The sequence below is a fragment of the Martinezella lusitana genome (assembly GCF_900094565.1).
Classification (GTDB): domain Bacteria; phylum Pseudomonadota; class Alphaproteobacteria; order Rhizobiales; family Rhizobiaceae; genus Rhizobium; species Rhizobium lusitanum.
In genome coordinates this window covers 1-24840 of the sequence record NZ_FMAF01000051.1, presented here as the reverse complement: position 1 = coordinate 24840, position 24840 = coordinate 1, and the positions used below count along the sequence as shown (strand labels likewise).

22 protein-coding genes and 2 pseudogenes are annotated in these 24840 nt (G+C 57.5%); 11 read left to right on the top strand and 13 right to left on the bottom strand.

Annotated features, from left to right (window positions below; genetic code table 11):
* From GA0061101_RS37085 to GA0061101_RS37075, 3 genes are all read right to left on the bottom strand, one after another.
* On the bottom strand, positions 1 to 452 hold a 452-nt coding region (locus GA0061101_RS37085; protein ID WP_141694178.1), incomplete at its 3' end, for an ABC transporter ATP-binding protein.
* Between the two features lie 246 nt (positions 453 to 698).
* Positions 699 to 2225, bottom strand: a complete 1527-nt coding sequence (locus GA0061101_RS37080; protein WP_037201121.1) for a SulP family inorganic anion transporter — start codon at positions 2223 to 2225, stop codon at positions 699 to 701.
* 4 nt (positions 2226 to 2229) lie between these two features.
* The gene (locus GA0061101_RS37075) at positions 2230 to 2919 is read right to left on the bottom strand and encodes a carbonic anhydrase (protein ID WP_037201150.1); all 690 of its coding nucleotides are present in this window, start codon (positions 2917 to 2919) and stop codon (positions 2230 to 2232) included.
* Positions 2920 to 3350: 431 nt separating this feature from the next.
* Here GA0061101_RS37075 and GA0061101_RS37070 point away from each other — a divergent pair, with 431 nt between their 5' ends.
* Entirely contained in the window at positions 3351 to 3959 is a 609-nt protein-coding gene (locus GA0061101_RS37070) for a J domain-containing protein (protein WP_037201118.1), read from the top strand.
* Positions 3960 to 4028: 69 nt separating this feature from the next.
* Here GA0061101_RS37070 and GA0061101_RS37065 read toward each other — a convergent pair whose 3' ends face one another.
* Positions 4029 to 4376: a TraR/DksA family transcriptional regulator gene (locus GA0061101_RS37065; RefSeq protein WP_051964314.1), complete on the bottom strand. Its 348-nt coding sequence runs from the start codon at positions 4374 to 4376 to the stop codon at positions 4029 to 4031.
* Between the two features lie 259 nt (positions 4377 to 4635).
* Between GA0061101_RS37065 and GA0061101_RS39170 the strand changes: the two genes are divergently transcribed.
* From GA0061101_RS39170 to GA0061101_RS37050, 4 genes are all read left to right on the top strand, one after another.
* Positions 4636 to 4911 (top strand): hypothetical protein, encoded by a 276-nt coding sequence (locus tag GA0061101_RS39170; protein ID WP_141694177.1) that lies wholly within the window; start codon positions 4636 to 4638, stop codon positions 4909 to 4911.
* Positions 4912 to 5052: 141 nt separating this feature from the next.
* Entirely contained in the window at positions 5053 to 5571 is a 519-nt protein-coding gene (locus GA0061101_RS37060) for a DUF4142 domain-containing protein (RefSeq protein WP_037201117.1), read from the top strand.
* A gap of 7 nt (positions 5572 to 5578) precedes the next feature.
* Positions 5579 to 5902 carry a cupredoxin domain-containing protein gene (locus tag GA0061101_RS37055; protein ID WP_037201115.1) on the top strand — a complete coding sequence of 108 codons (324 nt, stop codon included), beginning with the start codon at positions 5579 to 5581 and terminating at the stop codon, positions 5900 to 5902.
* A 38-nt stretch (positions 5903 to 5940) separates the two neighbouring features.
* Positions 5941 to 6651, top strand: a complete 711-nt coding sequence (locus GA0061101_RS37050) for an RNA polymerase sigma factor (RefSeq protein WP_037201114.1) — start codon at positions 5941 to 5943, stop codon at positions 6649 to 6651.
* Between the two features lie 377 nt (positions 6652 to 7028).
* On the opposite strand, the gene GA0061101_RS37045 is transcribed toward GA0061101_RS37050, so the two are convergent.
* Positions 7029 to 7304 (bottom strand): metal-sensing transcriptional repressor, encoded by a 276-nt coding sequence (locus GA0061101_RS37045; RefSeq protein WP_037201112.1) that lies wholly within the window; start codon positions 7302 to 7304, stop codon positions 7029 to 7031.
* A 98-nt stretch (positions 7305 to 7402) separates the two neighbouring features.
* Positions 7403 to 8758: a cation diffusion facilitator family transporter gene (locus tag GA0061101_RS37040; protein WP_092577581.1), complete on the bottom strand. Its 1356-nt coding sequence runs from the start codon at positions 8756 to 8758 to the stop codon at positions 7403 to 7405.
* Between the two features lie 184 nt (positions 8759 to 8942).
* On the opposite strand from GA0061101_RS37040, the gene GA0061101_RS37035 reads away from it, so the two are divergent.
* Together GA0061101_RS37035 and GA0061101_RS37030 are read left to right on the top strand one after the other, a co-directional pair.
* Positions 8943 to 9131 (top strand): phosphatase PAP2 family protein, encoded by a 189-nt coding sequence (locus GA0061101_RS37035; RefSeq protein ID WP_245297665.1) that lies wholly within the window; start codon positions 8943 to 8945, stop codon positions 9129 to 9131.
* A 498-nt stretch (positions 9132 to 9629) separates the two neighbouring features.
* Positions 9630 to 9932 carry an alkylphosphonate utilization protein gene (locus GA0061101_RS37030; RefSeq protein ID WP_037201108.1) on the top strand — a complete coding sequence of 101 codons (303 nt, stop codon included), beginning with the start codon at positions 9630 to 9632 and terminating at the stop codon, positions 9930 to 9932.
* A 94-nt stretch (positions 9933 to 10026) separates the two neighbouring features.
* On the opposite strand, the gene GA0061101_RS37025 is transcribed toward GA0061101_RS37030, so the two are convergent.
* From GA0061101_RS37025 to GA0061101_RS37000, 6 genes are all read right to left on the bottom strand, one after another.
* Positions 10027 to 10956: a ribokinase gene (locus tag GA0061101_RS37025; protein WP_092577579.1), complete on the bottom strand. Its 930-nt coding sequence runs from the start codon at positions 10954 to 10956 to the stop codon at positions 10027 to 10029.
* Positions 10953 to 11414 (bottom strand): RbsD/FucU family protein, encoded by a 462-nt coding sequence (locus GA0061101_RS37020; RefSeq protein ID WP_037201106.1) that lies wholly within the window; start codon positions 11412 to 11414, stop codon positions 10953 to 10955. Before GA0061101_RS37020 ends, GA0061101_RS37025 begins: the two co-directional genes overlap by 4 nt.
* 7 nt (positions 11415 to 11421) lie before the next feature.
* Entirely contained in the window at positions 11422 to 12462 is a 1041-nt protein-coding gene (locus GA0061101_RS37015; protein ID WP_051964308.1) for a LacI family DNA-binding transcriptional regulator, read from the bottom strand.
* Positions 12463 to 12480: 18 nt separating this feature from the next.
* Positions 12481 to 13392: a carbohydrate ABC transporter permease gene (locus GA0061101_RS37010; RefSeq protein ID WP_037201102.1), complete on the bottom strand. Its 912-nt coding sequence runs from the start codon at positions 13390 to 13392 to the stop codon at positions 12481 to 12483.
* Positions 13392 to 14510, bottom strand: coding sequence for a carbohydrate ABC transporter permease (locus GA0061101_RS37005; protein WP_092577576.1), 1119 nt, complete (start codon positions 14508 to 14510; stop codon positions 13392 to 13394). The genes GA0061101_RS37010 and GA0061101_RS37005 overlap by 1 nt, the downstream gene beginning before the upstream one ends.
* 71 nt (positions 14511 to 14581) lie before the next feature.
* On the bottom strand, positions 14582 to 16252 hold the full coding sequence (locus GA0061101_RS37000) for an ABC transporter substrate-binding protein (RefSeq protein WP_037201095.1): 1671 nt from the start codon (positions 16250 to 16252) through the stop codon (positions 14582 to 14584).
* A gap of 348 nt (positions 16253 to 16600) precedes the next feature.
* Here GA0061101_RS37000 and GA0061101_RS36995 point away from each other — a divergent pair, with 348 nt between their 5' ends.
* From GA0061101_RS36995 to GA0061101_RS36985, 3 genes and pseudogenes are all read left to right on the top strand, one after another.
* A complete protein-coding gene (locus GA0061101_RS36995; RefSeq protein ID WP_037201091.1) occupies positions 16601 to 17665 on the top strand; it encodes an ABC transporter ATP-binding protein in 1065 nt (354 codons plus the stop codon).
* A 457-nt stretch (positions 17666 to 18122) separates the two neighbouring features.
* Entirely contained in the window at positions 18123 to 20075 is a 1953-nt protein-coding gene (locus GA0061101_RS36990; RefSeq protein WP_162732621.1) for a putative bifunctional diguanylate cyclase/phosphodiesterase, read from the top strand.
* A gap of 141 nt (positions 20076 to 20216) precedes the next feature.
* Positions 20217 to 20489 (top strand): annotated as a pseudogene (locus GA0061101_RS36985) (type II toxin-antitoxin system HipA family toxin); the annotation flags it as partial.
* A gap of 579 nt (positions 20490 to 21068) precedes the next feature.
* Here the strand turns inward: GA0061101_RS36985 and GA0061101_RS36980 are convergent.
* Positions 21069 to 23408 (bottom strand): methyl-accepting chemotaxis protein, encoded by a 2340-nt coding sequence (locus tag GA0061101_RS36980; RefSeq protein WP_037201085.1) that lies wholly within the window; start codon positions 23406 to 23408, stop codon positions 21069 to 21071.
* Between the two features lie 1119 nt (positions 23409 to 24527).
* On the opposite strand from GA0061101_RS36980, the pseudogene GA0061101_RS36975 reads away from it, so the two are divergent.
* A pseudogene (locus GA0061101_RS36975) lies at positions 24528 to 24840 on the top strand (DNA-binding response regulator); the annotation flags it as partial.

Below are 24840 nucleotides of genomic sequence, written 5' to 3'. Positions count from 1 at the left end.
TTGACGGCGATGGCGCGGGCGAGCGCCACGCGCTGCTGCTGACCGCCGGACATCTGGTAGGGGAAGCGGGTGGCGAGATGATCGAGCTTGATGAGAGCAAGCATCTCCTTGACGCGCTTGTCGATATCGGGCTTTGCCATGCCGGCGACCTTGAGGCCGAAGGCGACATTGTCGTGCACGGTCATATTCGGAAACAGCGCGTAAGCCTGGAACACCATGCCGATGTTGCGCTGGTTCGGCTTCAGCGGCCGCTGATCCTTGCCGTTGATGGTCAGCGTGCCGGCGGTCGGGGTCTCGAAGCCGGCAATCATGCGCAGCACGGTCGTCTTGCCGCAGCCCGATGGTCCGAGGAAGGAGATGAATTCCCCTTTCTCGATTTGGACTGTGAATTCCTCGACAACGGGCAGGCTTCCAAATGACTTGCTAACGTTGATCAGATCAAGAAATGCCATTTGCCAAATGCGCCAGATGTTTTGCTGCTATGCCCAGCAATTGCTTGTCATAAAACTGTCATGAATTGAACTCTTCCGTCAAGCCGAGTGCCTCCCCGGGCGGGTGTCCGCGCTTGTAACGTCGCATCTCGTATGGCCGCGGCAATGGAAATGACGGAATGTTTCGCGCTTCGCTTATGTGCGTGCCTCGCCCCGGCAAGCGGGGCAAGAACGTTGTCGCTAGGTAGCTGGTGCGCTCTCCGCCGATCAGGCAACTTCCTCTGACAGCCGTTCAAAGATCGGTTTCAGCCGCCGATGGCGTCCGACCGGCGGATGCTCAATTTCGACGACGCGCCCTGATTTCTTCTGTCGTTTCAGCCATTCACGCAGGGTCTCGGCGCTCGTATGGTCAAGATAATGCAGGCGGGCACCCGCGATCCTGATCTTGCGACCCTCGGGAAGCGTTTCCAGCATGTTGAGCAAGGCAGGAACGTCCTTGCATGTCGCCACGCCCACGAGGTCGAGATGGATGCCTTCCTCATCCTCCAACCGGTCGATGGCAAGTTTGCGACGCAGATGCGGAAGGATTTCCAATATGGACAGTGCAAGGCCGAGCGCCACGCCGACGAGCAGGTCCTGAAGTACCACCATCGCCACCGTCGCGGTCCAGATCCCAACGGGAACCCAGCCGTGATGATCGAACAGGTGCCGCACGTGGTGGAGACTGATCAGCCGCCATCCTGTCACCAGCAGCACCGCGGCAAGTGCAGTCAGCGGCACCATCGCGAGCAACTGCGGCAGAAATGCCACCAGTCCAAGGATCCAAACACCATGCAGCACGGCCGATGCCCGGCTGCGTGCGCCTGCTTGAATATTGGCGGACGATCTGACGATGACACCCGTGATCGGCAGCGCACCAAGCAGACCGCAAAGCGCATTGCCGATGCCCTGCGCGAACAACTCCTTGTTGAAGCGGGTTCGCACGCCATCATGCATGCGATCGACGGCCGCGGACGACAGTAGCGTTTCCGCACTGGCGATCACCGCGATAACCAGCGTCGTCATAATGATACCGGGCTCGACCATCCTGGCAAAACCATCGAGTGCCGGCAGCGAAATGCTGTCGATGAGAGAGGACGGCACCTCCACCCTGGTGATCGGCAGCTGCATCCCGACCGTCAATATCGTGCCAGCCGCGACCCCCACCAGAGCCCCGGGCACCAGCATGAATGGCTTCGGCCTGAACTTCTCCCATGCGATCATGGCCAGCAGGGAGATCAAGCCCACGAGTAGGGCAACCGATTCCCGGGTCAGTCCGGAGCCCCACACGCGACCGAGGGTCTGCTCCATGGCGGTGACGTTCTCGATGCCTCCGGCAGCAGGTCTTGCCCCCATCAGCACATGGACTTGGCCAAGAATGATGAGGATGCCGATCCCGGCGAGCATGCCGTGGACCACCGCAGGCGAAATTGCGCGAAACCACGATCCAATCTTCAGGAATCCGGCAAGGACCTGCAGCAATCCCGCCACGATGAGCACCGGCCCGAGCATGGCGGCGCCGTATTGCTCGACGAAGCCGAAGACGATCACGGCTAACCCCGCCGCCGGACCCGACACCTGAAGTGGGGATCCGGCCAAAAGGCCGACGACAATGCCGCCGACAATGCCTGAAATGAGACCCATGGCCACCGGAACGCCTGAAGCCACAGCAATCCCGAGGCAAAGCGGTATAGCAACGAGAAACACGACAAGCGACGATGCGAAGTCTCGCGAAAGAACAGAGCTTGACATCATCGGCCTACTCCGCAGCTTGTGGCATCACATGTGGACGACCACGACCGGTGACTGCGACGGGCAAAGGCCTGTCCTCAATGATATCCGTAAACCGAGCGGCCGCACCGTCATAGACCAGCACTTCCCCGGTCTCGATATCAAAAAACCAGCCATGCAGGGTAATGTCATTGGTCGCCAGCTTGGCCGCGACCGAAGGATGCGTGCGCAGATGGTCAAGCTGGACAACGACGTTTTCCATGGCGATGGCGCGAACCCTTTGGCGCTCGGGCAGATCGGCAGGATAGGCTTCGCAAACGATCGAATGGGCCGCATGGCTGTGTTTCAGCCACGCAGCGACATTCGGCATCGGCTTCAGGAGATCGGGGTGGCAAAGCCCTTTCATGGCGCCGCAGTCGGAATGCCCACACACGATGATATCACGAACGCCAAGTGCGACGACGGCATATTCTATCGCCGATGATACGCCACCATTGGCCGTCGAAAACGGGGGAACGATATTTCCGGCATTCCGGCAGACGAAGAGTTCGCCGGGGCCGGACTGCGTGATCGTTTCGGGCATCACCCGGCTGTCGGCGCAGGAAATCATCAGCGCTTGCGGCTGCTGTCCCTCCTCCGCCAGCTTGCGATAAAGTGCCTGATGGTCTGGAAAGACGGCACCGCGAAAGCTGGAGATCCCTTTAAGCAAATCACCCATTGTCGAGTCCTTGTAATGGGCCGGACGGCAGGCAGGGGGCGTACCCATGCCCGGCGGGTTGGAATGCGCGATCATTTCGCAAGTGCGAGATAGGTGAAGTCGCCGGGAAGAAAATAGCCGACCCGGAATTAGTGTAATCTAATTTATAAAAATCTTGTGAGTGGATTGTGAAATGATTTTAGTCGACGCCCGCTTATCGTGATGGACGTTGAAATCTCAAATTCGTTTCGGTGAAAGTGTCTCTGTGTGAGATCAAGAGAAGCAGGCAATTGTCCGCTCCCGATGAGAATCGAACCATCAGCCCGTGAGAGCTTTATTCACAATTCAGGTGGTTGGTGAATTGGCTGGGCCATCCACAGATTGACGGGAATCCGCCAACAGCCAGTTCACTATTTCTTGCCGAGATGAAGCGTTGCCGCCATATAAGTGCCATGACGCTTGATTCGAAAATATTTGTTGGCCTTAAATCGACTCGTAAGAGGTCTGTCCCGCAGAGTGAACCCAGCGGTCCCAGATGCCAATGGGACGGCTGCGAAAAGAATGGTACGCACCGCGCCCCGGTGGGTCGGGATGCAGAAGGCCTGTATCTGTTCTTCTGTCTTGAGCACGTGAAGGAGTACAACAAGGGCTACAATTTCGCGACGGGTCTATCTGACAAGGACATTGCCCGCTATCAGAAGGAAGCGGCCACTGGCGGCCGTCCGACCTGGGGGACCAGCGTCAGTCAGGCGTCCGAAACTCCGCTCCCGGGCAACGTCCGTTCCGGTTCTGCAAAGGCATTGAATGCCCGCAAAACTGCCGCGCAGCGCAAGGCGCAAAAGGCGGATTTCCTGATACGCAAACTCAAGGTGCTGGAAGCAAAGGCATTTGAGACACTCGGTCTGTCGCCAGCTGCAACGCCGGAGGAAATCAAAAGCCGCTATAAGGAAAGGCTCAAAATGCACCATCCGGATGCCAACCAAGGCGACCGCACTTCCGAGGACGAGCTTCGAGCATCGATCGAAGCGCATAAGATCCTTAAACTGAACGGATTTTGCTGAAAGTCTTCCATCGGCTCTTCTCTATTCGGCGTGTTGAGGTCAGGCGCTTTTGAGCGTGCAAGCGAGGCGTTAAATCGAATGAGCGCAGGATTGGCAGAAAGGCGTGTGTGGGACAGCCTCAAGCCTCTGCTCGCCGATTGGTGTGCCGCACTTCACACAGGTGCCAAAAGTGCCAGCCTCAATCCGGTCCAAAGCCGCTTGGATAGCTAGGAGCTCCTTCTGTCCGGCCTCGCCGAGTTCTTCCAGGACTTCGTCATTATTTCGCTCTATGGCACGATCGTCATCAGAATTGCGAGGCTCCTCGAAATCATGCTCAATCGCGCGGAGGCGGGTTTGCAACTCGCGCCGGCGTTGGTCGAGGAGAGCCCTGTACTTTTCGATATATTGCCTCGACGATGAGGGGGACTGCTTTTGCATGGTCATTCTCCAGTCGGCCTCATATTCGTTACCGACCCTTGTTGTTTCCCGGCTCTAGCCGCTGATCCTGAGCAAGCCAACGATCCGACAGTGAAATACCTATCTTCGCTTTCTTTGTTTATTTGGCCACGAGCTGCAACGCAGGTGCCGTAAACCACCAGCTTGGAAAAAACCTAGCGTATCGCGGGCCCATTGCATTGATCGGAATCAAGGTTACCTGCGGTCAGCTTGGGGCCAAGCACCGTTGGTGCGAGCCAACTTGCGCGGTACTATTTATTTAGGCTTGGTGCGCGGTGCGCCGGAGTTGGAGCGGATCCAAGCTGAGTTGGGTTCCCGTCAGTCCTTTCGAGAGGCTGCTCGTGTGCTTGATACCTTTGTGCCGGCCGAAAGTGCAGCCAACAGCCTTGTCAATGCCCGAATGAACAAGAAGCGTCAGATGCGCTGGTCGCCGATTGGCGCTCATCGGGTTCTACAGGTCCGAGCCGCCGGCGCCGATGGTCGTCTTAAGCAGGCAAAGCTCAGTCTTGCAGCGTAACCCCATCTTTTTTCCACTCCGTACGCCGCGCCAGGCCAGCGTAGAAAGAAATTCGGGAACCTTTTGCCGGAAGCAGCATCTAATGGCTGTTTCAGATGCCGGAGGCGTCTGGAGTTTTCCCACGGTGGATAGGAGACCAACATGTTCAAGCGACTTCTCACGGCAACTGCGATGGCTGCGGCACTTGCAACTGCGGCGCTTGCAGCCGACAAGCCGACGGATCCGCAGATCGCGCATATCGCCTACACGGCTGGCGAGATCGACATCGCCGCCGCCAAGCAAGCTCTCAAGATGAGCAAGAACGCCGAGGTCCGGCAATTCGCCGAGACAATGGAGCGCGACCATACGGCCGTGAACCAAGAGGCGCTTGCCCTTCTCAAGAAATTGAAAGTCAAGCCCGAAGACAACGACACCAGCAAGTCGCTGTCGTCTGCCGCCAAGACGGAACTGGAAAAGCTCTCCAAGCTTCACGGCGCAGCCTTCGACAAGGCCTATGTCGATAACGAGGTGGCCTATCACAAGCAGGTCAACGGCGCGCTTGAGACACTGCTGATCCCGTCGGCTCAGAATGGCGAACTGAAATCGCTGCTGGAGACGGGTCTGAAGCTCTTCAAGGAGCACCAGACGCACGCCGAGCATCTTTCATCGATGGTCAAGTAGGCTCGCCATGCGCCCCCTGCTTCGCATCCTTACCGCGTTGGTATTCGCAGGGCTCGTGCTTGGAGGCCCCGCGAGCGCGGTGGCCGCCAATCACGACATCATCATCGCGCAGATGCAATTCGGCGCGGTACCGCCGTTGCATGTCGGCGACGTGATCACCTGGCGTAATGATGATATATTCCGCCATAGCGTGACCGCACGCGACAAGAGCTTCGACATTGATCTGCCGCCGAAGGCGCAAAAAAGCATGACGGTCAAACAAGCAGGAAAAGTGGATTTCTATTGCCGCTTTCACCCGATGATGACCGGCACGCTTGATGTCCAGCCATAGGTTTGGCGGTGGATGCACGGAATTATGCTGGAGTGATCATGGTTGGCATTCCCACTGCGGCACCGAGGCACGTGCCAGACATGGCAAGGCTCTCCGATGCCGATCTCGTCGTTCATGCCAGGATGGGCGACGAGAAGGCCATACGTGTCCTTGTGCAGCGACACAACCGCCGCCTGTTTCGATCGGCACGTGCCATCGTCCGGGACGACGCAGAAGCGGAGGACATTGTTCAGGCGACCTATGTGCACGCGTTCACCCATCTCGATGCATTTCGCGACGAGGCCCAGCTTTCCACCTGGCTTACCCGGATCGCGCTCAACGAGGCGCTCGGGCGCATACGACGCCGGCAGCGCAACGTCGGTTTGGTGGAGGTCGACATGACTGCAGAATCAGGACGGGGCGCGCTGCTACAATTTCCGACCCCGTTCTCGGTCGATGACCCCGAGGCCGAGTTCTCCCGCGCAGAAGCGCGCCGTCTACTCGAACGGGCGGTCGACAGGTTACCCGACGAATTCCGCGTGATCTTCGTGCTGCGGGACGTGGAGGGAATGAGCACGGAGGAGGCAGCGTCGTATCTCGGCATCAAGCCTGCAACGGCCAAGACGCGGTTGCACCGCGCGCGCAAGATGATGCGGATTGCTATCGAAAAGCAGTTGGTGGGGGCATTCTCTTCGCTGTTTCCGTTCGACGGAGCGCGATGCGTAGCGATGGCCGACCGTGTCGTCGAGCGACTACGGATTGCTCGATAGCTGATCGTCACATGATGACGGCAGGACGTTATCACGCGCCAGTCATCAGGATGTCGGTGATATAAAGTCCAACGGCCACTGGGAACTATGCCGTCATTCATCCTTTGACTGGTTGCCAAGTTCGCAACCGACAGAGCGGACGGAAAACGGAGAGGCGCATGTCCTTGCCGCACCGACCTGGCGTGGCTCGCTGCCGACAATAATGGCCGGGCAGCCATAGTTTGCCCGCTCATTTCCGCGATCGACAACAGGGGAGCGATTAGTTTTCTGTTAGAAGCAGCCCTGCAAGGATCGCCTCCGACTGCATGGGCGGGATCGTCGTCGCGTCCATTGCGGCCACAAGGGGCGCGAGATAGGCCAGCAGGCCAGCCGCGGCCCTAAAGAAACTTTGTGATCGACTTGAATTCGTCGATGGATTGCCGCTTGTCCCGCGGCAGTGCACCGACCGCTTCCTCAAGGCAGTGATCGAGGTGATCCTGAATGAGCGTCCGCTTGGCGTTAACGATCGCCTTCTCGACAGCGGAGAGCTGCTGGGCGATATCAATGCATGGCTTGCCACCCTCGATCATGGCGATGACGCTCTTCAGATGCCCTTCGGCCCGCTTCAGGCGCTTGATAATCTCTGGATGGGTAGCGTGGGTGTGCTCGGTCATATCGTCCTGTATCCCCCTAGTGGGGATTAGTGTCAATGTTGGCCCGGAAGCGCACTTGACTGGGGGTCAAGGGGGCGCAACCCGCAATCTCGACGATTTCAATGATGATGCTCTTCCGGCTCGTGCATCCCGAACGGAAGGACTTCGACTCTGTCACCTGCCGTCAGAACGAGTTCGGCATCGAACTCATGCGGTTCAGCGGGAGCTTCCGCGCTCTGCATTGCATGATGGTCGATCGGGGATGGCAACAGCGGCAACGTTTCGATGACACCGCCTGGCCGTTGGATGTTCACCACCGCCTGGAGATCGCGATCGTGGCTGGCGATCGACAGCCGCATCCGCTCACCGTCGGGGGTATCAATGATCTCGAGAAGCCCGGTCGCCAGCGAGGAGTTGACGGTGAACGGTTCGGGAGCATGGTGATGCCCCTGATCGCCGTGATTGGCGGCCACGGCTGAGGCACCCGCAGTATCGAACTGGATCGTCGCGCTGCCTAGCGGCGCAACTTGAGCATGCAATTCCTCGCGAAGGGCAAGTGCGATGCCATTCGCCTCGGCGAGCGTCTTACCGTTCTCGACCGCGATCGTGACGTCGGCGTGCAGCTTGTGGCCAAGCCATCGAGCTTTGACATCGGTGATCTTGGCGACGCCCGGTACGTGTACGGCCGCATGGCGGACTTCATCTGCAATGCCCAGCTCGACACCGTCAAGGCTCCGGGTAATGACGGCACGGGCCGACTGCCAAACGATGCCGAAGATTGCGATCGTAATCAGAAGCCCGATGATCGGGTCGGCAAGCGGGAAGCCCAGGTAGACGCCGATCGCGCCCAGAACGACGGCCAGGCTCGTGAGACCATCGGTTCTGGCGTGATAACCATCGGCGATCAGGGCGGCACTGTTCATCGCACGGCCGATCTTGATGCGGAAGATCGCAACGATTTCATTTCCAAGGAAACCGATGATGCCTGCAGCGGTGACCCAGCCAAGTTGTGTGATCGGCTGTGGGTGGATCAGACGATTGACTGCCTCATAGCCGGCCACGATAGCACTGAATAGGATGATGAGGACGATGAGCATCCCCGCCAGATCCTCGACGCGGCCAAGCCCGTAGTTGAACCGGGCTGTCGCCGGTCGCCGCACAAGCACGAAGGCAATCCAAAGCGGAATGGCGGTTGTCGCGTCGCCGACATTGTGGATGGTGTCGGCAAGCAAGGCCACCGAACCGGAAATGAAGACGACGATCAACTGTAGGATCGCGGTGATCGCGAGGATCACGAAAGACCACTTGATTGCCCAGATGCCGCGTTCGGATGTCGCGATGCTTGGGTCGACCACCCCGTGGGTATGGCCGTGCCCCCCACCCTCCCCATGCGAGTGGCCATGGGCGCCGTGTCCATGCCCTTGGAGCACATCAGCGCCTCCGAAAGCGAGCCATTCCTTGATAGTCGTGAACATGAAAGCCTCGTCGTCAGATCCAATCCATACGGGATAGCCCCGCAGCGTATTCGGCTTCTTCCTATCCCCCTGGATAGGATCAGGCAAGTGAACTGCATCCGCCTGCAGTTAACTGCCGTGCTGGGAATAGATCGGGCCAAACAGCACCGTTGTCGTTGGTGCCGCTTTTGCATCCACGACCGGCGTGACTTTGCTTGCCTTCTTCCTCCTTCTAGCGGCAATTCTGGTGTCTTTCTCGCGCGTCTACATCGGTACGCACTATATCAGCGACATCATGGGTGGCGCGCTGACGGGGATTTTCGCGGCGATCATCGTCAAAACCCTCTACAAGCCGGAAACCCGTGTCGATCGCTTTATCACCAGCATTCTCTAGACTCACAAGACCTCCTGCCCGGAGTTCGCACTCTACCGGCTCGTTCCGGAAGCCAAGCTTCCACAAAAGAGCGGAAAGCTTTGAACACCGGCGTAAGGCATCGTGCCAAGAATCCCTCCGACGGAAGTACTTGTTGCGACCAACAGGCGCGGGGATTTCCTCCGTGCAATCTAACACATTCACGAATGACGAAGACTGATCTTGTCCAAGGCCGACCTGAGACCCCGCGCAAGCTTGGTTACATCGTCGTTTGCTCAGAAATACATGAAAAACAGCCGAGGCTCGTTGTCGCGTAAAAAATGAGCGCCAACGCCTATGCTCGGCTTGCCGGCGATAACTTTGCGATCCCGTCTACTGTGTTCAGTCACCAATGGTGCGATTTGCATTGCCACGCCATTCGCGATAGAGGCTCACATTCGCCCGAAGCCGCTTCAGCCGTCGCAGCGTTGTGAAGCACGGGCACCAACATCGCGACGCGAACATCAGATAGGGGACCCCATGAGCGACCAGAACGACGATTATGTGTACGATGAGGCCACCGGTGAATGGCGGCCAGCCTCCGAGATTGCCGCAGAGGCTGCAAAGGCATCAATGGTTCGCGATGCCGCCGGCAATGTTCTTGTCGATGGAGACAGTGTTGTGCTGGTCAAGGACCTGAAGGTCAAGGGAGCCGGCCAGACGTTGAAGCAGGGCACTGTCATCAAGTCGATCCGCCTCACCGAAAATCCGGAGGAGATCGACTGCCGGCACGACGCCATCAAGGGCTTGGTCCTGCGCACGGAATTCGTACGAAAGCGCTGATGATCGCGCCCGCTTGTCGGCGGCATCTCGTTTAGCTACCGCGTGGGTGCAATGACAGAGTGGACATCCTCCCCCTGCCGTACGGTTCATTCCGTCATGCAGAACGGAGGAGTGCCTCGATTTCGGCTCGCGCGGGCATGGCGGGCGCTGTGCCGGGGCGCGTCACTGCAATGCCGGCCGTCACTGACGCAAAGCGCACGGCGTCAATCGGCGCGCGGCCTTCGGCAAGGGCTGCCGCAAAGCCGCCGAGAAAGGCGTCCCCCGCCCCGGTCGTGTCGATCACCTTGCCCGCGGCAACAGCCGGAATGAATTCGCTATGGCCTGCTGTTCGATAGAGCGAGCCTCGCCCGCCGAGCGTGATAATTGCCGTCTTCGCGCCGCGCTGGAGAAGCGTTTCGGCCGCCCTCACCGCCTGCTCCTCGGTGTCGACCGGATGGCCGACGATACCTGCGGCCTCGACCTCGTTCGGGACGATGAAGTCACATAACGGATAGATATTATCGGGGATCACCTGTGCCGGCGCAGGATTGAAGATCGTCGTAACGCCAGCCTTCTTCGCGATCGTGAGACCGTGGATGGCGGCTTCGATCGGCTGTTCGAGCTGGGTCATGAATATAGCGGCGGCTTCGATCTCCGCCCGGTTGGCGTCGACGTCTTCAATGCCGATCAGGCCGGCCGCGCCGGGTGCTACGATAATGGCGTTATCGCCATTGTCCTCGTTGACGAAGATGAAGGCGGCACCGGTCGACACGCCGTCCATGCGCATCACATTGGCCTTCACGCCCGCCGCCGCGTAGGCCGCAAGTGCCATGTCGCCGAAGGGATCGTTGCCGACGCGCGAGATGAAGGTGACCTGGCCGCCTGCTTTCGCCGCAGCAATTGCCTGGTTCGAGCCTTTGCCACCGGGGCCGAGAGAAAAGCCGGAACCGATCAGAGTTTCGGCGATATGCGGCAGGCGCTTGGCCTTATAGGCGGTATCGGCGGCGAAGATGCCTAAAATAACAATGGTCTTTCTGTCACTCATCGCGCCACCTCGTTAGCTGGAATGACACCCTTGGTGAGAATGAAGCAGCCGTAGAATCGCATCTCTCCAGTTGCGATAACGCAATAGGCCTTGCGGGCAATGTCGTAGAAAGCCATCCGCTCAATCGGATACATGGGCGCCGCCTTGTTCTCTACACGATCGACCACGGCCTGCACCTCCTGTTGCACGTCCGGAATTTCGTCCGGTTTGCCGATGACTTCCATGCGGCCAACCGATGGCTGCAGCGGCGTGTCGAGCGGGAAGACCGAGAGGATCGCCTCGATCGCCTTTGGTGCGGGCGTGTTCTCCATTGTCAGAAGGTGACCGAGTAGCGAGTGCCGTGCGACGGAATCCGAGGGGAAATTCGTGTCGGAAACGACGAGGTAATCACCATGGCCCATGTTGGACAGCGCCTGGAGAATATCGCCATTGAGTTCTGGCCTGATACCTTTGAGCATTGATTGTTTACTCCTGTTGGGGGCTCTTCGGGCCTTCTGTCGGTTGATCGCCGGCTTGGTCGGGCGGCGGAGGCGCTGTCGACCCGCGGATGACAAGCGAGGCGCTCAAGGCTTCATCGCCGGGTTCTAGTGCCTTTTCGAGCAACAATTCGACGGCGCGCCTTGCCAGCTGGTCCGTCGGCTGGCGCACGGTCGTCAGGCGTGGCACGACAAGATTGGCGAGATGGATATCATCGAAACCAGCAATGGAGAGGGCGCCCGGCACATCGAGGCCAAGGTCGCGCGCTGCACGAAGCACTCCGATCGCCTGCTGGTCGCTCGCGGCGGCGATAGCTGTTGGCCGCATGTTGGGCGGCTGGGCAAGAAGCCGGCGCGCGATGACCTCGCCAGATTCGTAGTCGAACCGACCGGAAAATATTTCCAGCTCGGCCTTGGCATCCAACGCGCGGATGCGGTCCACAAAACCCTCCCGGCGCGCGCGCCCGGCCTCTGTATCGGCCGGACCCGCAATATAGGCGATGCGGCGATGACCGAGTTCGTAAAAATGATCGGCAACGAGCGCGGCCGCCTCGGCGTGATTGATGGAGATCAGCGGAAAATCGGCAAAGCGGCGATCGAGCGACACGATCGGCACCTTGGTTTTCACATGCGCGGAGTGGCTAACATTCGCCGCGACAATAATGATGCCCCGCACAGAACGATCTAGAAAGGCCGAAATGTGGCTTTGCTCGGCCTCGCGGTCGTTGTGTGAACTCGCCAGCATCAGCGAATGGCGGTACTCAAAGGCCGCGCGTTCTGCACTGGCCGCCATTTGCGAGAAGAACGGGTTGGTAATATCGGGAACGATCAGCCCGATCACATCCGTCGTGCTGGTGCGCAGCGCCCGGGCCATGACATTCGGTCGATAGCTGAGCGCATCGATCGCATCTTGGACCCTGTCGCGCAGCGCTGTCTTGACGGAAAGCTCGCCGGCAAGCACCCGCGACACCGTACCCACCGAGACACCCGCCCGCATGGCGACATCCTTGACTGTGGGTATCTTGTCCATGTGCAAACACTACCGCCGCTATTTCACTGCGCCGGCTGTCATGCCCGCGATGATGTGCTTTTCGAGCAGGATGCCGACGAATACAAGTGGCAAGATCCCAGCCGTAGAAAGCGCCGCCATGGACCACCAGTTAATCCCCTGACTGCCTGTCTGGCTGGCGATCATGACCGGCAGCGTATTCGTGTTTGTCGACGTCAGTAGGGCCGCGAAGAAATATTCGTTCCAGCACAGGATCAGGGCGAGGATGAAGGCCGCGACCATACCCGGCGCCACCAGCGGCACGATGATGCGGCTGAACGCGCCCCAGATTGATAGGCCGTCGACGAGTGCCGCTTCCTCGAGTTCCACAGGAATAGTCGCGAACTGGTCACGCATGATCCAGATGACGATCGGCAGAACCATCAACGTGTAGACCGCAATCAGTCCGCCAAAGGTATCAAGAAGCGCAAGCTGCTTGTAGAGGACCAGAAATGGCAAGGCCAGAACGACCGGCGGCATGATGAGCTGCGACAGGAAGAAAAAAGATATGTCGGAATTGCGCATATGCCCGAATTTATAGGAGAAGCGGCTGAGCCCATAGGCGGCAAGCGATCCAAGGAAGACGGCAAGCGCCGAGGCGGTCCCCGAAATCAGGGCGCTGTTCCACAGCCGGTGCATGAACTCGTCGCGAACGGTCGAAGTCTGGGTGAGCGCGTCGGGCGAAAGCCCAAGAGAGCGCCAGCCGAGCCAGCTCGGCGTGAAGTCGTACCAGGGCACGATATTGCCCTTCATCACATCGGGCGCAGTCTTGAACGAGGTCGAAATCGTCCAGAAAAGCGGAAAAAGGCTAACGATCGCCCAGGTCACCAGAAGGCCATAAACCACAAAGCGCATTGCCCACCAGCGAGCGCGCTGGCGGCGGGCGAATTTGTCGAAGTCGATTGCAGCCATCAGATTCTCCCCGTCATGCGCTTGACGATGCGGTCGGAAATATTGATCAGCGTTGTCATGCCAATGACGATTATTACCAGGTAGACGAGCGCCAGAAGCGTTCCATAACCCACGTTCGAACGGTCGCGATACTCGCGATAGATGAAGCTGGTAACGGAATCCGTGGCGCCGCCCGGGCCGCCGGCCGTGACCGTGATGATGATGTCGGCGAGCTTGAGCTTGAAGATGATGCGGATCATGACCGCCGTCACCGAAACCGGCAGCATCAGCGGGAAGATGACTTGCCAGAAGCGCTGCCATTTCGTTGCGCCGTCGACTTCTGCAGCCTCCAGTACTTCGCGCGACAACGACTGCAGGCCGGCAAGAAGCATGATCATCATGAAAGGAATGAACGTCCAGGCATCCATGACCATGATCGAAAGCTTGGCGGTCAGCGGATCGCCGAAGAAGGACGGATTTTCCCAGCCGAGCCACCGGGCAAGCCGAGCAATTGGCCCGAAGCGTGTCTCCAGCATCGATTTTCCGACCATCCAGCCTACCGCAACGGGTGACAACATGAGCGGGAGGAGAAAGGTCACACGCCAGAATTTGCGAGCAACGATCTCCTGGCTCAGCAGCAGTGCCAAACCAAACGCGATCGCATATTCAACCACGATCGCACGGGCATAATAGAGCATGTTGATAAGCGCATTGAGATAAAACGCATCCCCCAACATTTGACGCAGATTATCCAGCCCGTTGAATTGCCGTCCTGTCGGCGAAGCCAGGTTCCAGTCGGAAAATCCGACCCAAAGCGCAAAGAAAAGCGGGAAGACCACCATGGACACGACAAAAAGGGCGGCCGGCAGCACGAACAGCGCCTTCTTTCCCGCCTCGCCGTGAATGACGACACGCGTCGCGCAAAGGACCGCTGCCCAGATAAAGTAGGCGTAGAGCACAGGCCGCCAGTTTTCGAAGCCCAATTGCGTCCAGCCGAGGTCATGGGATGACTGAAGCATAAACGAGGCGGCAAGCCAGGCCGCGCTCACCCACAGGGCTGCATAACCCCAAAAACGCCGGCTCGCCGAAATCGAGCCGGTTTCGACCGTATGCAACAGGTCGCCTTCCATTGTCGACATGATAGTCCCCGTCAAGCCATTCGAAGGCCGACGGAACGCGATGTCCCGCCGGCACAATCACTTTTACGAGATCAGAGCCCGAGGCTCGCGCGATACAGTTTCAGCTGCTTGTCGCGGCCGATCTGATCGGTGATCTTTTCCCAGGCGGCGGCAATGGCGTCCGCCGTTTCCTGGGCCGACTTGTACTTGCCACCATAGCCTTTCGCCAATTCGTCTTCCGCAACGGAATAGTATTGGAAAATGCCCGGGATACGCGGCTCAACAGCACGGTTCGGGTGGTTATAGGAGCCGAATTGCGACTTTAGATAGTTCGAAATGTAGTCGCCCTTGTAGCCCGCGGCGACCCATTCCTCGATCTTGGACTGGCTGTTGCGGTGCACCTGGAAGCCGGACGGATACATGGCCGTCCATATCGCCAGGTCCTTGCCGCCCAGATGGGCGGCGGCGCTCCAGGCAGCGCGGTGTTTCAGCTTGTCGCTTTCCACGCGGGCCATAACATAAATGCCCCATCCGAGATAAGCACAGTTCGGCGCGTAATTCACGCCATCCTTTGCCTTCACCCATTTGCCCGCCTTGCGGTCGTACACGTCCTCGGAGCCGGGCAGAATGTCGAAAGCAGCAACCTCGCCGACTACCGATGTGTCGGATGTGTTTGCCTGCTGGCCGATATCGCCCCACCAGGTGACCATGGAACCAGTGCCGGCGAGGAACTGCTGGAACCCGGTCGTGCCCGGATCGGCGTTGATCTGGTCGGTGGGTTCGTAAGATAGGAGGTCCATCGCTTCCTGAATAGCGCGGACCCAGCCAGGACTATTGACGAGCGGCTTCATGTTTTCCGGGTCGAACAGCCAAGCCGGATCGCCCGGCATCTTCACATAGGCGGTTGCCCGGTCTTCCAGGAAGTAGAAACCAAACCCACCCCATCCTTTGTACGGGTCGAGGTAACCATATGCCGGGCCGGCCGACAGCGGATCCTTCTTGCCTTTCAGAAATTTGGAGACTTCTTGAACCTGGGCCCAAGTCTTCGGAACGCTCCACTCACCAGAATGGCCTTCGTCCTTCCAAGCCTTCGCAAGGGTCTCGTCTTTGAAATAGTCAGCGCGGTAGTTGAAGTTATGACAATCGCCGTCAATCGTCACGCGATAGGTCTTACCGTCCCAAGTTCCGACAGGAGGCTTCAGATAATCGACGTAGTCGTCAATATCGATCTGCTTCTTTACCCAATCGGGCATCTCGGACAGCAGGCCCTTGCCGGCCGTATCACCCTCGAAGGGCGCCCCCATTTCAAGAATGTCGAAATCGACGGTGCCGGTGGCGATCGACTGCTGCAGGCGGGCATTATAGTCGGCTTGGGCGAGGTCGATCCAGTTGATCTTGGCGCCGGTATAGGCCTCCCATGGCTTCAGGAAGCCGCGGAACAGGAAATTGTGGAGGTTCTGGTTGTTGAGCCCCATGAAGGTCAGCTCAACGCCGGCAAACTCGCCCTGCTTGACATTGGCCTTGGTTGGCCCAAGACAAAGCTCACCGACCTTCTGCCAGTCCGCGTCCGTAGGTGCGCCCTTGCCTACGCCTGGAATCTTTAGAATTTGTGCGCGGACGTCATCGGCGGCAAACGCCGGAGCCGGCAATCCGCCCATGACGCTGGAAACACCCATCAGCGCGGCAGCGCTCGCCGTGCCGCGCAGGACATCACGACGGCTTGCCTGACGGCGCATTAATGCATCGTATACTTCGAGTTTCATGTGTTCTCCTCCATTTTATCCCCGGTGATCTGCCCGCCGGATGAGGCGGAACCAGTCGCGAAATTTACACTGGTCTCCTACAGAACTATCTGTTAAGCAAAGAAATGAAACGTTTCATCGTTTGCGTGTGACACCGCTCCTCTCGGTCTCGATGGTAAGAATTAGACAGTGGCGGTAAAATGTCAATCGAAAATGAAACGTTTCATGGAGGGGAAATTCCGCGAGATTTCGGAAACGCGGTGCGGGCGGAGTCTGCCTGGCCGCGGATGAAAAAAGCGTCGAAAGAATGGGAGAATGCCTCGGTATCAGCCTTCGAGAACAGGCTTTGATGGGGCAGAAGGGAGCGAGATGGCTGAAGTTAAGGTATCTGGGGCGCAAAAAACCTATGGCGCCATGAAAGTCCTTCACGGGATCGACATCGAAATCGATGATGGCGAATTTGTCGTGCTCGTCGGCCCGTCTGGCTGCGGCAAGTCGACGTTGCTGCGGATGGTGGCGGGACTGGAAAGCATTACGGGCGGCACGATTTCAATCGGCGGCCGCGTCGTTAACAACATGCCCCCTAAGGATCGCGACATCGCGATGGTATTTCAGAGCTATGCGCTCTATCCGCACAAGACAGTGGCGGAAAACATGGTCTTTGCACTACGCCTGCAGAAGCAGCCGGCAGACGTCATCAAGCAGCGCCTCCAAGCCGCTGCCGAAACGCTCGATCTCGTGCCTTATCTCGACCGCTATCCGCGTCAGCTTTCCGGCGGCCAGCGCCAGCGTGTCGCCATGGGCCGGGCAATCGTCCGCTCGCCGCAAGTCTTCCTGTTCGACGAGCCGCTATCCAACCTCGACGCTAAGCTGCGCGTACAAATGCGCAAGGAAATCAAGGAACTGCATCAGCGGCTCAATACGACGACCATCTATGTAACCCACGACCAGGTGGAAGCCATGACCATGGCTGACAAGATCGTGGTCATGCAGGGCGGCCATGTCGAGCAGATCGGCACGCCGCTCGACCTCTACGACTGGCCGAACAACACGTTCGTGGCGACCTTCATCGGCTCGCCGTCCATGAACCTCATGAAGGGCAAGTACAAGGCCGATGGGCACGTCTTTGTTTCCGAGACCGGTGACGAGATCGCTCTTGGTTTTGCTCCCGCTGCCACTGACGGTCAGGCAGTCCAGCTCGGCGTTCGTCCAGAACATCTGCAGCTCGGCGAAGCCGGCCTGAAAGCAACAGTGAATGTGACGGAGCCAACCGGCCACGAAACCATGGTCTTCCTGCGCTACGGCAATAGCGAACTGGTTGCGGTCTTTTCCGAACGGCACGATTTCCGTCCTGGAGACGAAGTCACCATTGTCCCGCGCGTCGGAAAGCTACATCTCTTCGATGCACAGTCAGGCCGAACATTACGGCAGTAGCGCTTCAATGTTTAGAGCGACGTAAAGGCCCAAGGTCACGCACCTGCCGGAGAATCTCCGAGCCAGCTCAGTTGGTGGTTAGCATACTGACCACCGTTGCAGTCGCGCGATGGCAAGGTCCGAGGCGTCGCTGAAGCCGAAGCCTTTCGCGCTTGAAGCGGCCAGAACGGCGATAATTCATCGACGCCACGGCCGAGTTTGGCGCCTGTGGAGCTGATCCGGCGATCAATCGCGGTGAGATTGAAGGTCGATCCAGGTACAAAAATGTATATTTATTCTACCAAAACTTGCTCTGGCGACATTCGCACAGCTTAAATAAGAAAAAGTCCTATTTCGATCAGCATAATAACGCCGCACTCGGAGGTTGAATCAATTCTTTGGCGATTAACCATGTGTATTTCAAATAGCGTAACGACCAATATGCCATAAATAGCGCCGTTATGCTGTAAGTCGCGCGATGGAAATACTAAAAGCCAAACAAAAACTGCTGAACTTCATGTCCATTCGGTCGGATAACGCGGACCTGCTGAAAGCTCAGTACCGCGCCTTCACACGGCAGATGCCGATGATGTATTTCATCCTGATTTCGAGCACTTGGGCGCTTTCCATTACCCATATGCAGTCAGCGCCGATTTGGCTCACTGTTGGCATTCCCGCACTTTTCACGCTCGGCTGTACGCTTAGGATCGGATTCTGGTGGAGAACGCGGAATGCGGAGCCCGGGCCGGACGTGGCTTACACCGCACTCGTACGCACCAACCGTCTGGCTGTCGGCATTCCCATCGCATTTACCGTCTGGTCGTTTTTGCTGGTGCCTTACGGCGATGCATATGCGCAGTCTCATGTTGCCTTCTATATGGCAATCACCGTTATCTCCTGCATTTTCTGTCTGATGTATGTTCGTTCGGCAGCATTCATAGTGACTGTGATCGTCAACGGAGCATTCATTGTATTTTTCATCACATCAAGGCAGCCGACCTTTATTGCCATAGCTGTCAATGTGGCGCTGGTCTGCGCTGGCATGATGTCGATTCTCCTCACCAATTACCGCAATTTCGAGCGCATGGTCATCGCGCAACAACGCACAGAAGCGCTTAGCAATGAAAACCTCTTGCTTGCGAATATCGACAGTCTGACGGACCTACCCAACCGCCGCGCGTTTTTTGCGCATCTGGAAACGGAGTTCCAAAGGGCCAAAGCCGAGAACACCAGACTGGCCCTGGGGGTCATTGATCTTGATGGCTTCAAGCCGGTCAACGACCTTTACGGACATTCAGCGGGAGATAAGCTGCTAATCGACGTCAGCAGGCGCCTGACGACCAGTTTGAAAGCCAGTCGAGCATTTCGATTGGGCGGTGACGAGTTTGCAATTGTCGCGCCGATCGCACCTGACGATACTCAGCTCCTAGCAAACGCCAATGCCATTTCCGAATGGCTACGGGCACCCTATCATCTGCCCGAAGGAACGGTGCACATATCCGCGTCGATGGGAATAGCTGTCTTTCCAAACCTCGCTTCCACGCTGGAGCAGCTGTTCGACAGGGCGGATTACGCCCTTTACCATGCCAAAAGAACACGCCGCGGGGGCGCGGTCTTATTTGACGTTGAGCATGAAAAGCAAATCAACATCGAAGCACGCATTGAGCACCTGCTCAAGCAAGCCAATCTGGAAAACGAACTTTCGGTCATGTTTCAGCCGATTGTGAATATAGACTACGGGCAAACGGTTGGCTTTGAAGCCTTGGCCCGCTGGCACAGCCCAGTTCTCGGATGTGTGTCACCGGCGCAATTCTTCTCCATTGCAGAACGGGCCGGCATCGTCGGTTCGCTGACGCGTCCTCTGCTTAAAAAGGCACTTGTTTTCGCGTCGGAGTGGGAAAAATCCTTGCGCCTGTCGTTCAATCTATCGGCCCACGATCTCAACACCTGCGAAGGAGTGCTGTCGTTAATCGGGATTATCGAAAGCAGCGGCTTTGACCCATGGCGTCTTGATCTTGAAATTACTGAAACGGCGTTTGCACATGATTTCGAGCAGATCAAATTGTCAGTGGAAATGCTACGACGCCTCGGTTGCGGCATTTCACTGGACGATTTTGGCACAGGCTACTCCAGCTTGACACGGTTACATGCTCTTCCTCTCACCAAGATCAAAATAGACCGCAGCTTCGTCACAGACTTACACAAAAGGCCTGCCAGCCTCAAAATAGTAAAGTCTCTGCTCACTCTCAGCCGAGACATGGGGCTTGAATGCGTGGTTGAAGGTGTTGAAACGCCAGAAGAGCTTGCGGCGCTTAGGGGATTGGGAGGTACGCTGGTGCAGGGCTACCTCTATTCACGGCCGCTAAGCGACAAAGGTGCTGCCGAATGGTGTTTCAGCGCCGCGCGGCAAGCCGGCTCGCCAGCTAGCTGAGCCCCTGGGCATCCCTTCGAACCCGCAATGACAATTTAATGGATATTGTTTTATAATCAACGCCTTATCGATAAAGTCGACACGATTGGAGATTTTCATTGTGAAACTATCGCGTATTTGAAATACGCGATAGTTACATATATGCCTCTTCATCTCGTCGGCGAAAATATTGACAAAATGCGCGGTCACCGCCAAGCGGAGGCCGGTAAGCTCGTGCACCTCGTGCGCGGCATCTATGTCGATGCTAACGACGATATAGACCAGACAATACGGACCCATGCTGTACGCATCGCCAAATATCTCTATCCGAATGCTTATCTGTCGGCCGCCAGCGCCGTCCTGCTCGGCCCGATGCGCGATGGTCGCCTGTTCCTGACTGGCCGCCGTGTGCAGCGACAGCGCATCAGGATGCTCGGTCCCGGCCGCGGCGATATCCAGGACACGTTCGAACAGAACCTCGCAAGGATCTTTGCGACTGGAGGCTCCAGATTGCCCACGGTCGTTCGCAAGCACCACTGTCCCTGTGCGAATTAAGCGCCGATGGCATCATCTGTGGCATGATTATCTGATCGCCTGCCCTGCGAGGACACACTGGCTTGAAGTTTAAGGTGCTGCGGCCGGACGTCATCTCACTGTGAAACTGCCGGAGCGGATCGATGATCGCTCAACGGCCTCCGCGCCACGCCGATACGTCATGGCGATTGAGAGTGGAACTGCTCGCCGAACCAATGGCTTTACGCAGTTAAATGAAATTGAACGGTCGTTCTACTGTATGGCAACCGAAGCTCTTGAAAGGCTCCGAACTTACGTTCTGCAATCACATAAGTTACCATAACCAGATGATGGAATCTCGATGGCGATAAGCATCAAGATGAAGTCTGCGTTAGGGGTGGCTGAAACGGCAACGCAAAAATGCCCCGGACGATTTGTCCGGGGCGATTCTTTGGGCGTTAACCGCAACAAGACTTGAGTGCCTCTCTCGACCTCAGACCATCAGAACTCCGACCACTCCTGCTGGAGATGCTTCAGCGCGGCATTACCCTGCGTGACCGGAGCGGCGCGTGCAGCAAGTCGGCCCGTTGTCGGGGCTGGGGCAGGCCGGGCGACGGCCCTCGCCTGCGGCTCCCTACGCTCGGTTTCGCCTGTGCGGAATGCACTCAGAAGTTCGCCGAGACGGCTGCTTTCCTCGGCGAGGCCTGCGCCAGCCGCGTTCATCTCTTCCACCATTGCGGCGTTCTGCTGTGTCGCCTGGTCCATGTGATTGACGGCGCTGTTGATCTCCGATAGACCCATGGACTGTTCATGGGCGGCGGTGGCGATCGCATCCATGTGATGATTGATCTGCAGGACGAGGTCGGCGATAGCCGCGAGGCCCTCGCCGGTGTCGTTGACCAACTTCACTCCCTCGCTAACGGCAACTTCGGAGTTGCCGATCAGGGCTTTGATCTCCTTGGCGGCATTGGCAGAGCGCTGAGCAAGTTCGCGCACTTCCTGAGCAACGACGGCAAAGCCCTTACCGGCTTCGCCCGCACGCGCCGCCTCGACGCCGGCGTTAAGCGCAAGCAGGTTGGTCTGGAACGCAATTTCGTCGATGACGCTGATGATCTGGCTGATCTGTTTGGAGGAATGCTCGATCCTGCCCATGGCGCTGACGGCATTGCTGACGACTTGGCTGGAGTTTTCTGCCCGCGATCGGGCACCGCGTACCAAGTCGCGCGCATCGCCAGCTCGCTTGGAGGTCGACTGAACGTTGGCCGTCACCTCTTCAAGCGCTGCCGCCGTCTCTTCCAGCGATGCGGCCTGCTGCTCGGTGCGCTTGGAGAGGTTATCGGAAGCCTGCGAGATCTCGTAGCTGCCGCCGTTTACGAGCGACGCGGCCTGGCCGACGCGGGACATGGCGGCGCGAAGCCGGCTGACCGACGAGTTGAAGTCTTGGCGCAGCGCTTCAAACTGCTCAGCGAGCGGCGTTTCGATCTCGCAGACCAGGTTGCCGGATGCCAAATGACGCAGACCTGTCGCAAGCGAACCTGTTGCTTGCAGCAGCCTCTGCTCGGCCTCGGCTTCGGCGCGGCGTTGGACTTCGACGCGTTCACGCTCCGATGTCACGCGTGCCTCGGCAGCTTCGGCTTCCAGCGCTTTGTTGCGCAGGGCTGCCTGCTGGAACACCTGTACGGAACGCGCCATGGCGCCGATCTCATCGCGCCGCTCGACGCCGCCGATCGAGACCGAGAGGTCGCCTCGGGCGAGCGTCGTCATCGAATTGGTTAGCGCGCCGACGGGCTTGGTGACGCGGAAGAGGATGACGCAGATGCCCGTGATACTCAGAACCGCGGCGACAAGGAAGGTAAGCCCGTAGGCGATCAGGCTGATGAATGCATCATTCTGGCTCGCGGCTGCTTTGGCCACCATGCCATCCGCGGCGGCAGCGGCGGTGTTTGTGATCGTGAGAAGGGCGGCGTTGCCGAGAGGCCGCCAGTCGTCGAGAGGCATCGCCTTCTTCTCACCGGCTGCGAACTTCGCAAGCAATGCACTGTGTTTCGCCGCAAAGTCGCCGCCGAAATAGGTCGCATTACTGACCTTGTAGGCGTCCTTGACAACCTGGGGCGTTGACTGATGGTTGACCAGGGTGCCGATCTGCCCCCAGATGAAGTTCGCAGCATAATCGAACTGTTGGATCTTGCTGACGTCCTCCGGCTTCATCGCCTCGCCCGAGGCGAGCGTGTTGACGAACAGGAGGTTCGCCGCTCCAGCTGTCGCGCGGGTATACCACGTCAATGCGCGGATCTGGATCATAGCCGCCATCGAGGGGTCACGCGCGCGGATCTGGCTCTCGACGGCGGCCGAACCTGTTTCTAGCGCGGTTAGGAGCTGCTGGCCGAGGTCCAGCGTGGTTGCCTGCAGCGTTGGATCGCGATCGGCGAGCTTCTTGGCGACTTCGCCGTCGAGCTTTGAGCGGAATGCGACGACCCGATCGTAGGCGCTCATGACGTCGGCAATCGGCGCTTTGAGGGTCTCGTCGTCAATGTTCGCAGAGACCGACTTTGCCTCAGCCATATATTTGTCGACGATGGGCCGATCTGTTTTCAACAAGGCAAGCGTTGCGTCCTGAGTGCCAAGCTCGAGCTTGGCGAGCGACGAGCCGTCACCTCGCTCGTTGCGGAAGTTAGCCAGCGCCTGGAAGAACGCGCGGTCGAGCATGGTGAACTTCGAGACGTCGGCATAGGTGCTCTCGCTGCGATAGGCAGTGAGCATGGACGATCCTGTTAGCACGCACAGAGCAAGGCTGAGAAAAAGGAAAATTCCAACGAGTATATTGCGAAGAGAGAAAATCATAATTCCTAACCTACGTTCGGGGCTCCGGGACGCTAGCCCGCTTCGCCGAAACCCGAATTTTTGGAGTACTTGCGGCGGTTTTTTGCAAAAACAGTCCGCGAGCTGCTGAGGGGACTCTCGAGCGCAGGCGCCTCATGGCCTGTCCAATCGGAGACAAAATAGTCCAGCTTCATTGAAACAGGATTAATGGTTTGCCCCGAAAATGCCTAGGAATGGTTACATTCGGGCACTTCTCGACGTCGTTGACGACTTTCAACACTATTTAAACACGGTCACCCAGAAATAGTGCCAACAACTAAAGTATAATATGCGATACTATCAAATTAACCTAGGTGAAGGTGCCTTCTGAGAACATACATTCTTGCTCCAACCTGCTTTCGGCCACACACATCCGAATGTTCGGCCTGCAATCGGATCGGACCCGGACATCGCCGTTGAAGGCGCCCACAAGTGTCCGTTTCGGTTTGGCCCTTCAAGTGGGAAACTGGCATATCGCTGCCAGGTTTAGCAGACGAGGCAGATGCATTTTTTTCGTTACCGACTTCAGTCGACCTGCTTGTGTCAAAGCTATTGCCAGATCGAACATCAAATGAGACCCGCCGAATCCTAAATGGGCATTGCGTCAGACATTCCGGCGTAAACAATCAGAGTCGAGCTCTTGAGGGATCGGAACCGTCGGCCCCAACGGTCGATTGGTCGACCGTCTCACACATGAACCATTGATTTCAAATAGATAGTGAAAACCAATCGGTTCTGATGGAGACATTATACTTTTAGCTACGTGAACTACATTTGCTAAGAGGTAGCCGAAACCGCTTGTTTTGCAATCATAGAAAGCCGCTGCCTAATTCGGTATCAAACTACTCTTACGGAGTACATCTATAGGCGTAGAACTGCGTGGCAACTCTCCCGAAACATTATTCATATATATTCACTTACTCAATAAATACATTGCGTCATGAGTAACAATCTGCGACAACATAAACGAGAATAAAGAGTGCAGCGTACATCAAGAAGCAATGGTTCGATTTAGACAAACGTTTTTCTATCGAAAGAAAAGAAATATTCAGGCAGCCGCAAGAAGAACAAAGGCCAAACTAAAGGTTGGGGGTATCGACCATGAACGGACAGTCATTAACGAATGAGAAATTCGCTTCAGAAACAGCAGCTCGCATCATTTCAGTTCGAACACCGGATTCATTGAGGCCGTTTGTTGCCTCGGGCATCGCCGGCGCGGCAGAATCAGAGGACTATGTCCTTCTGATCGATTCCAGGGCTCTGGACCGCGAGTGCCTATCAAGAAGTCTCACAGACTATGACGACAGCATGAATATCGTCACCGTAGCGTCGTTCGAGGAATGGCAGATACGGGACATGCAGGTCGCACCGTCAGCCGTTCTCTTCATGATTGGCGGACGCAAGGTTTCCGACT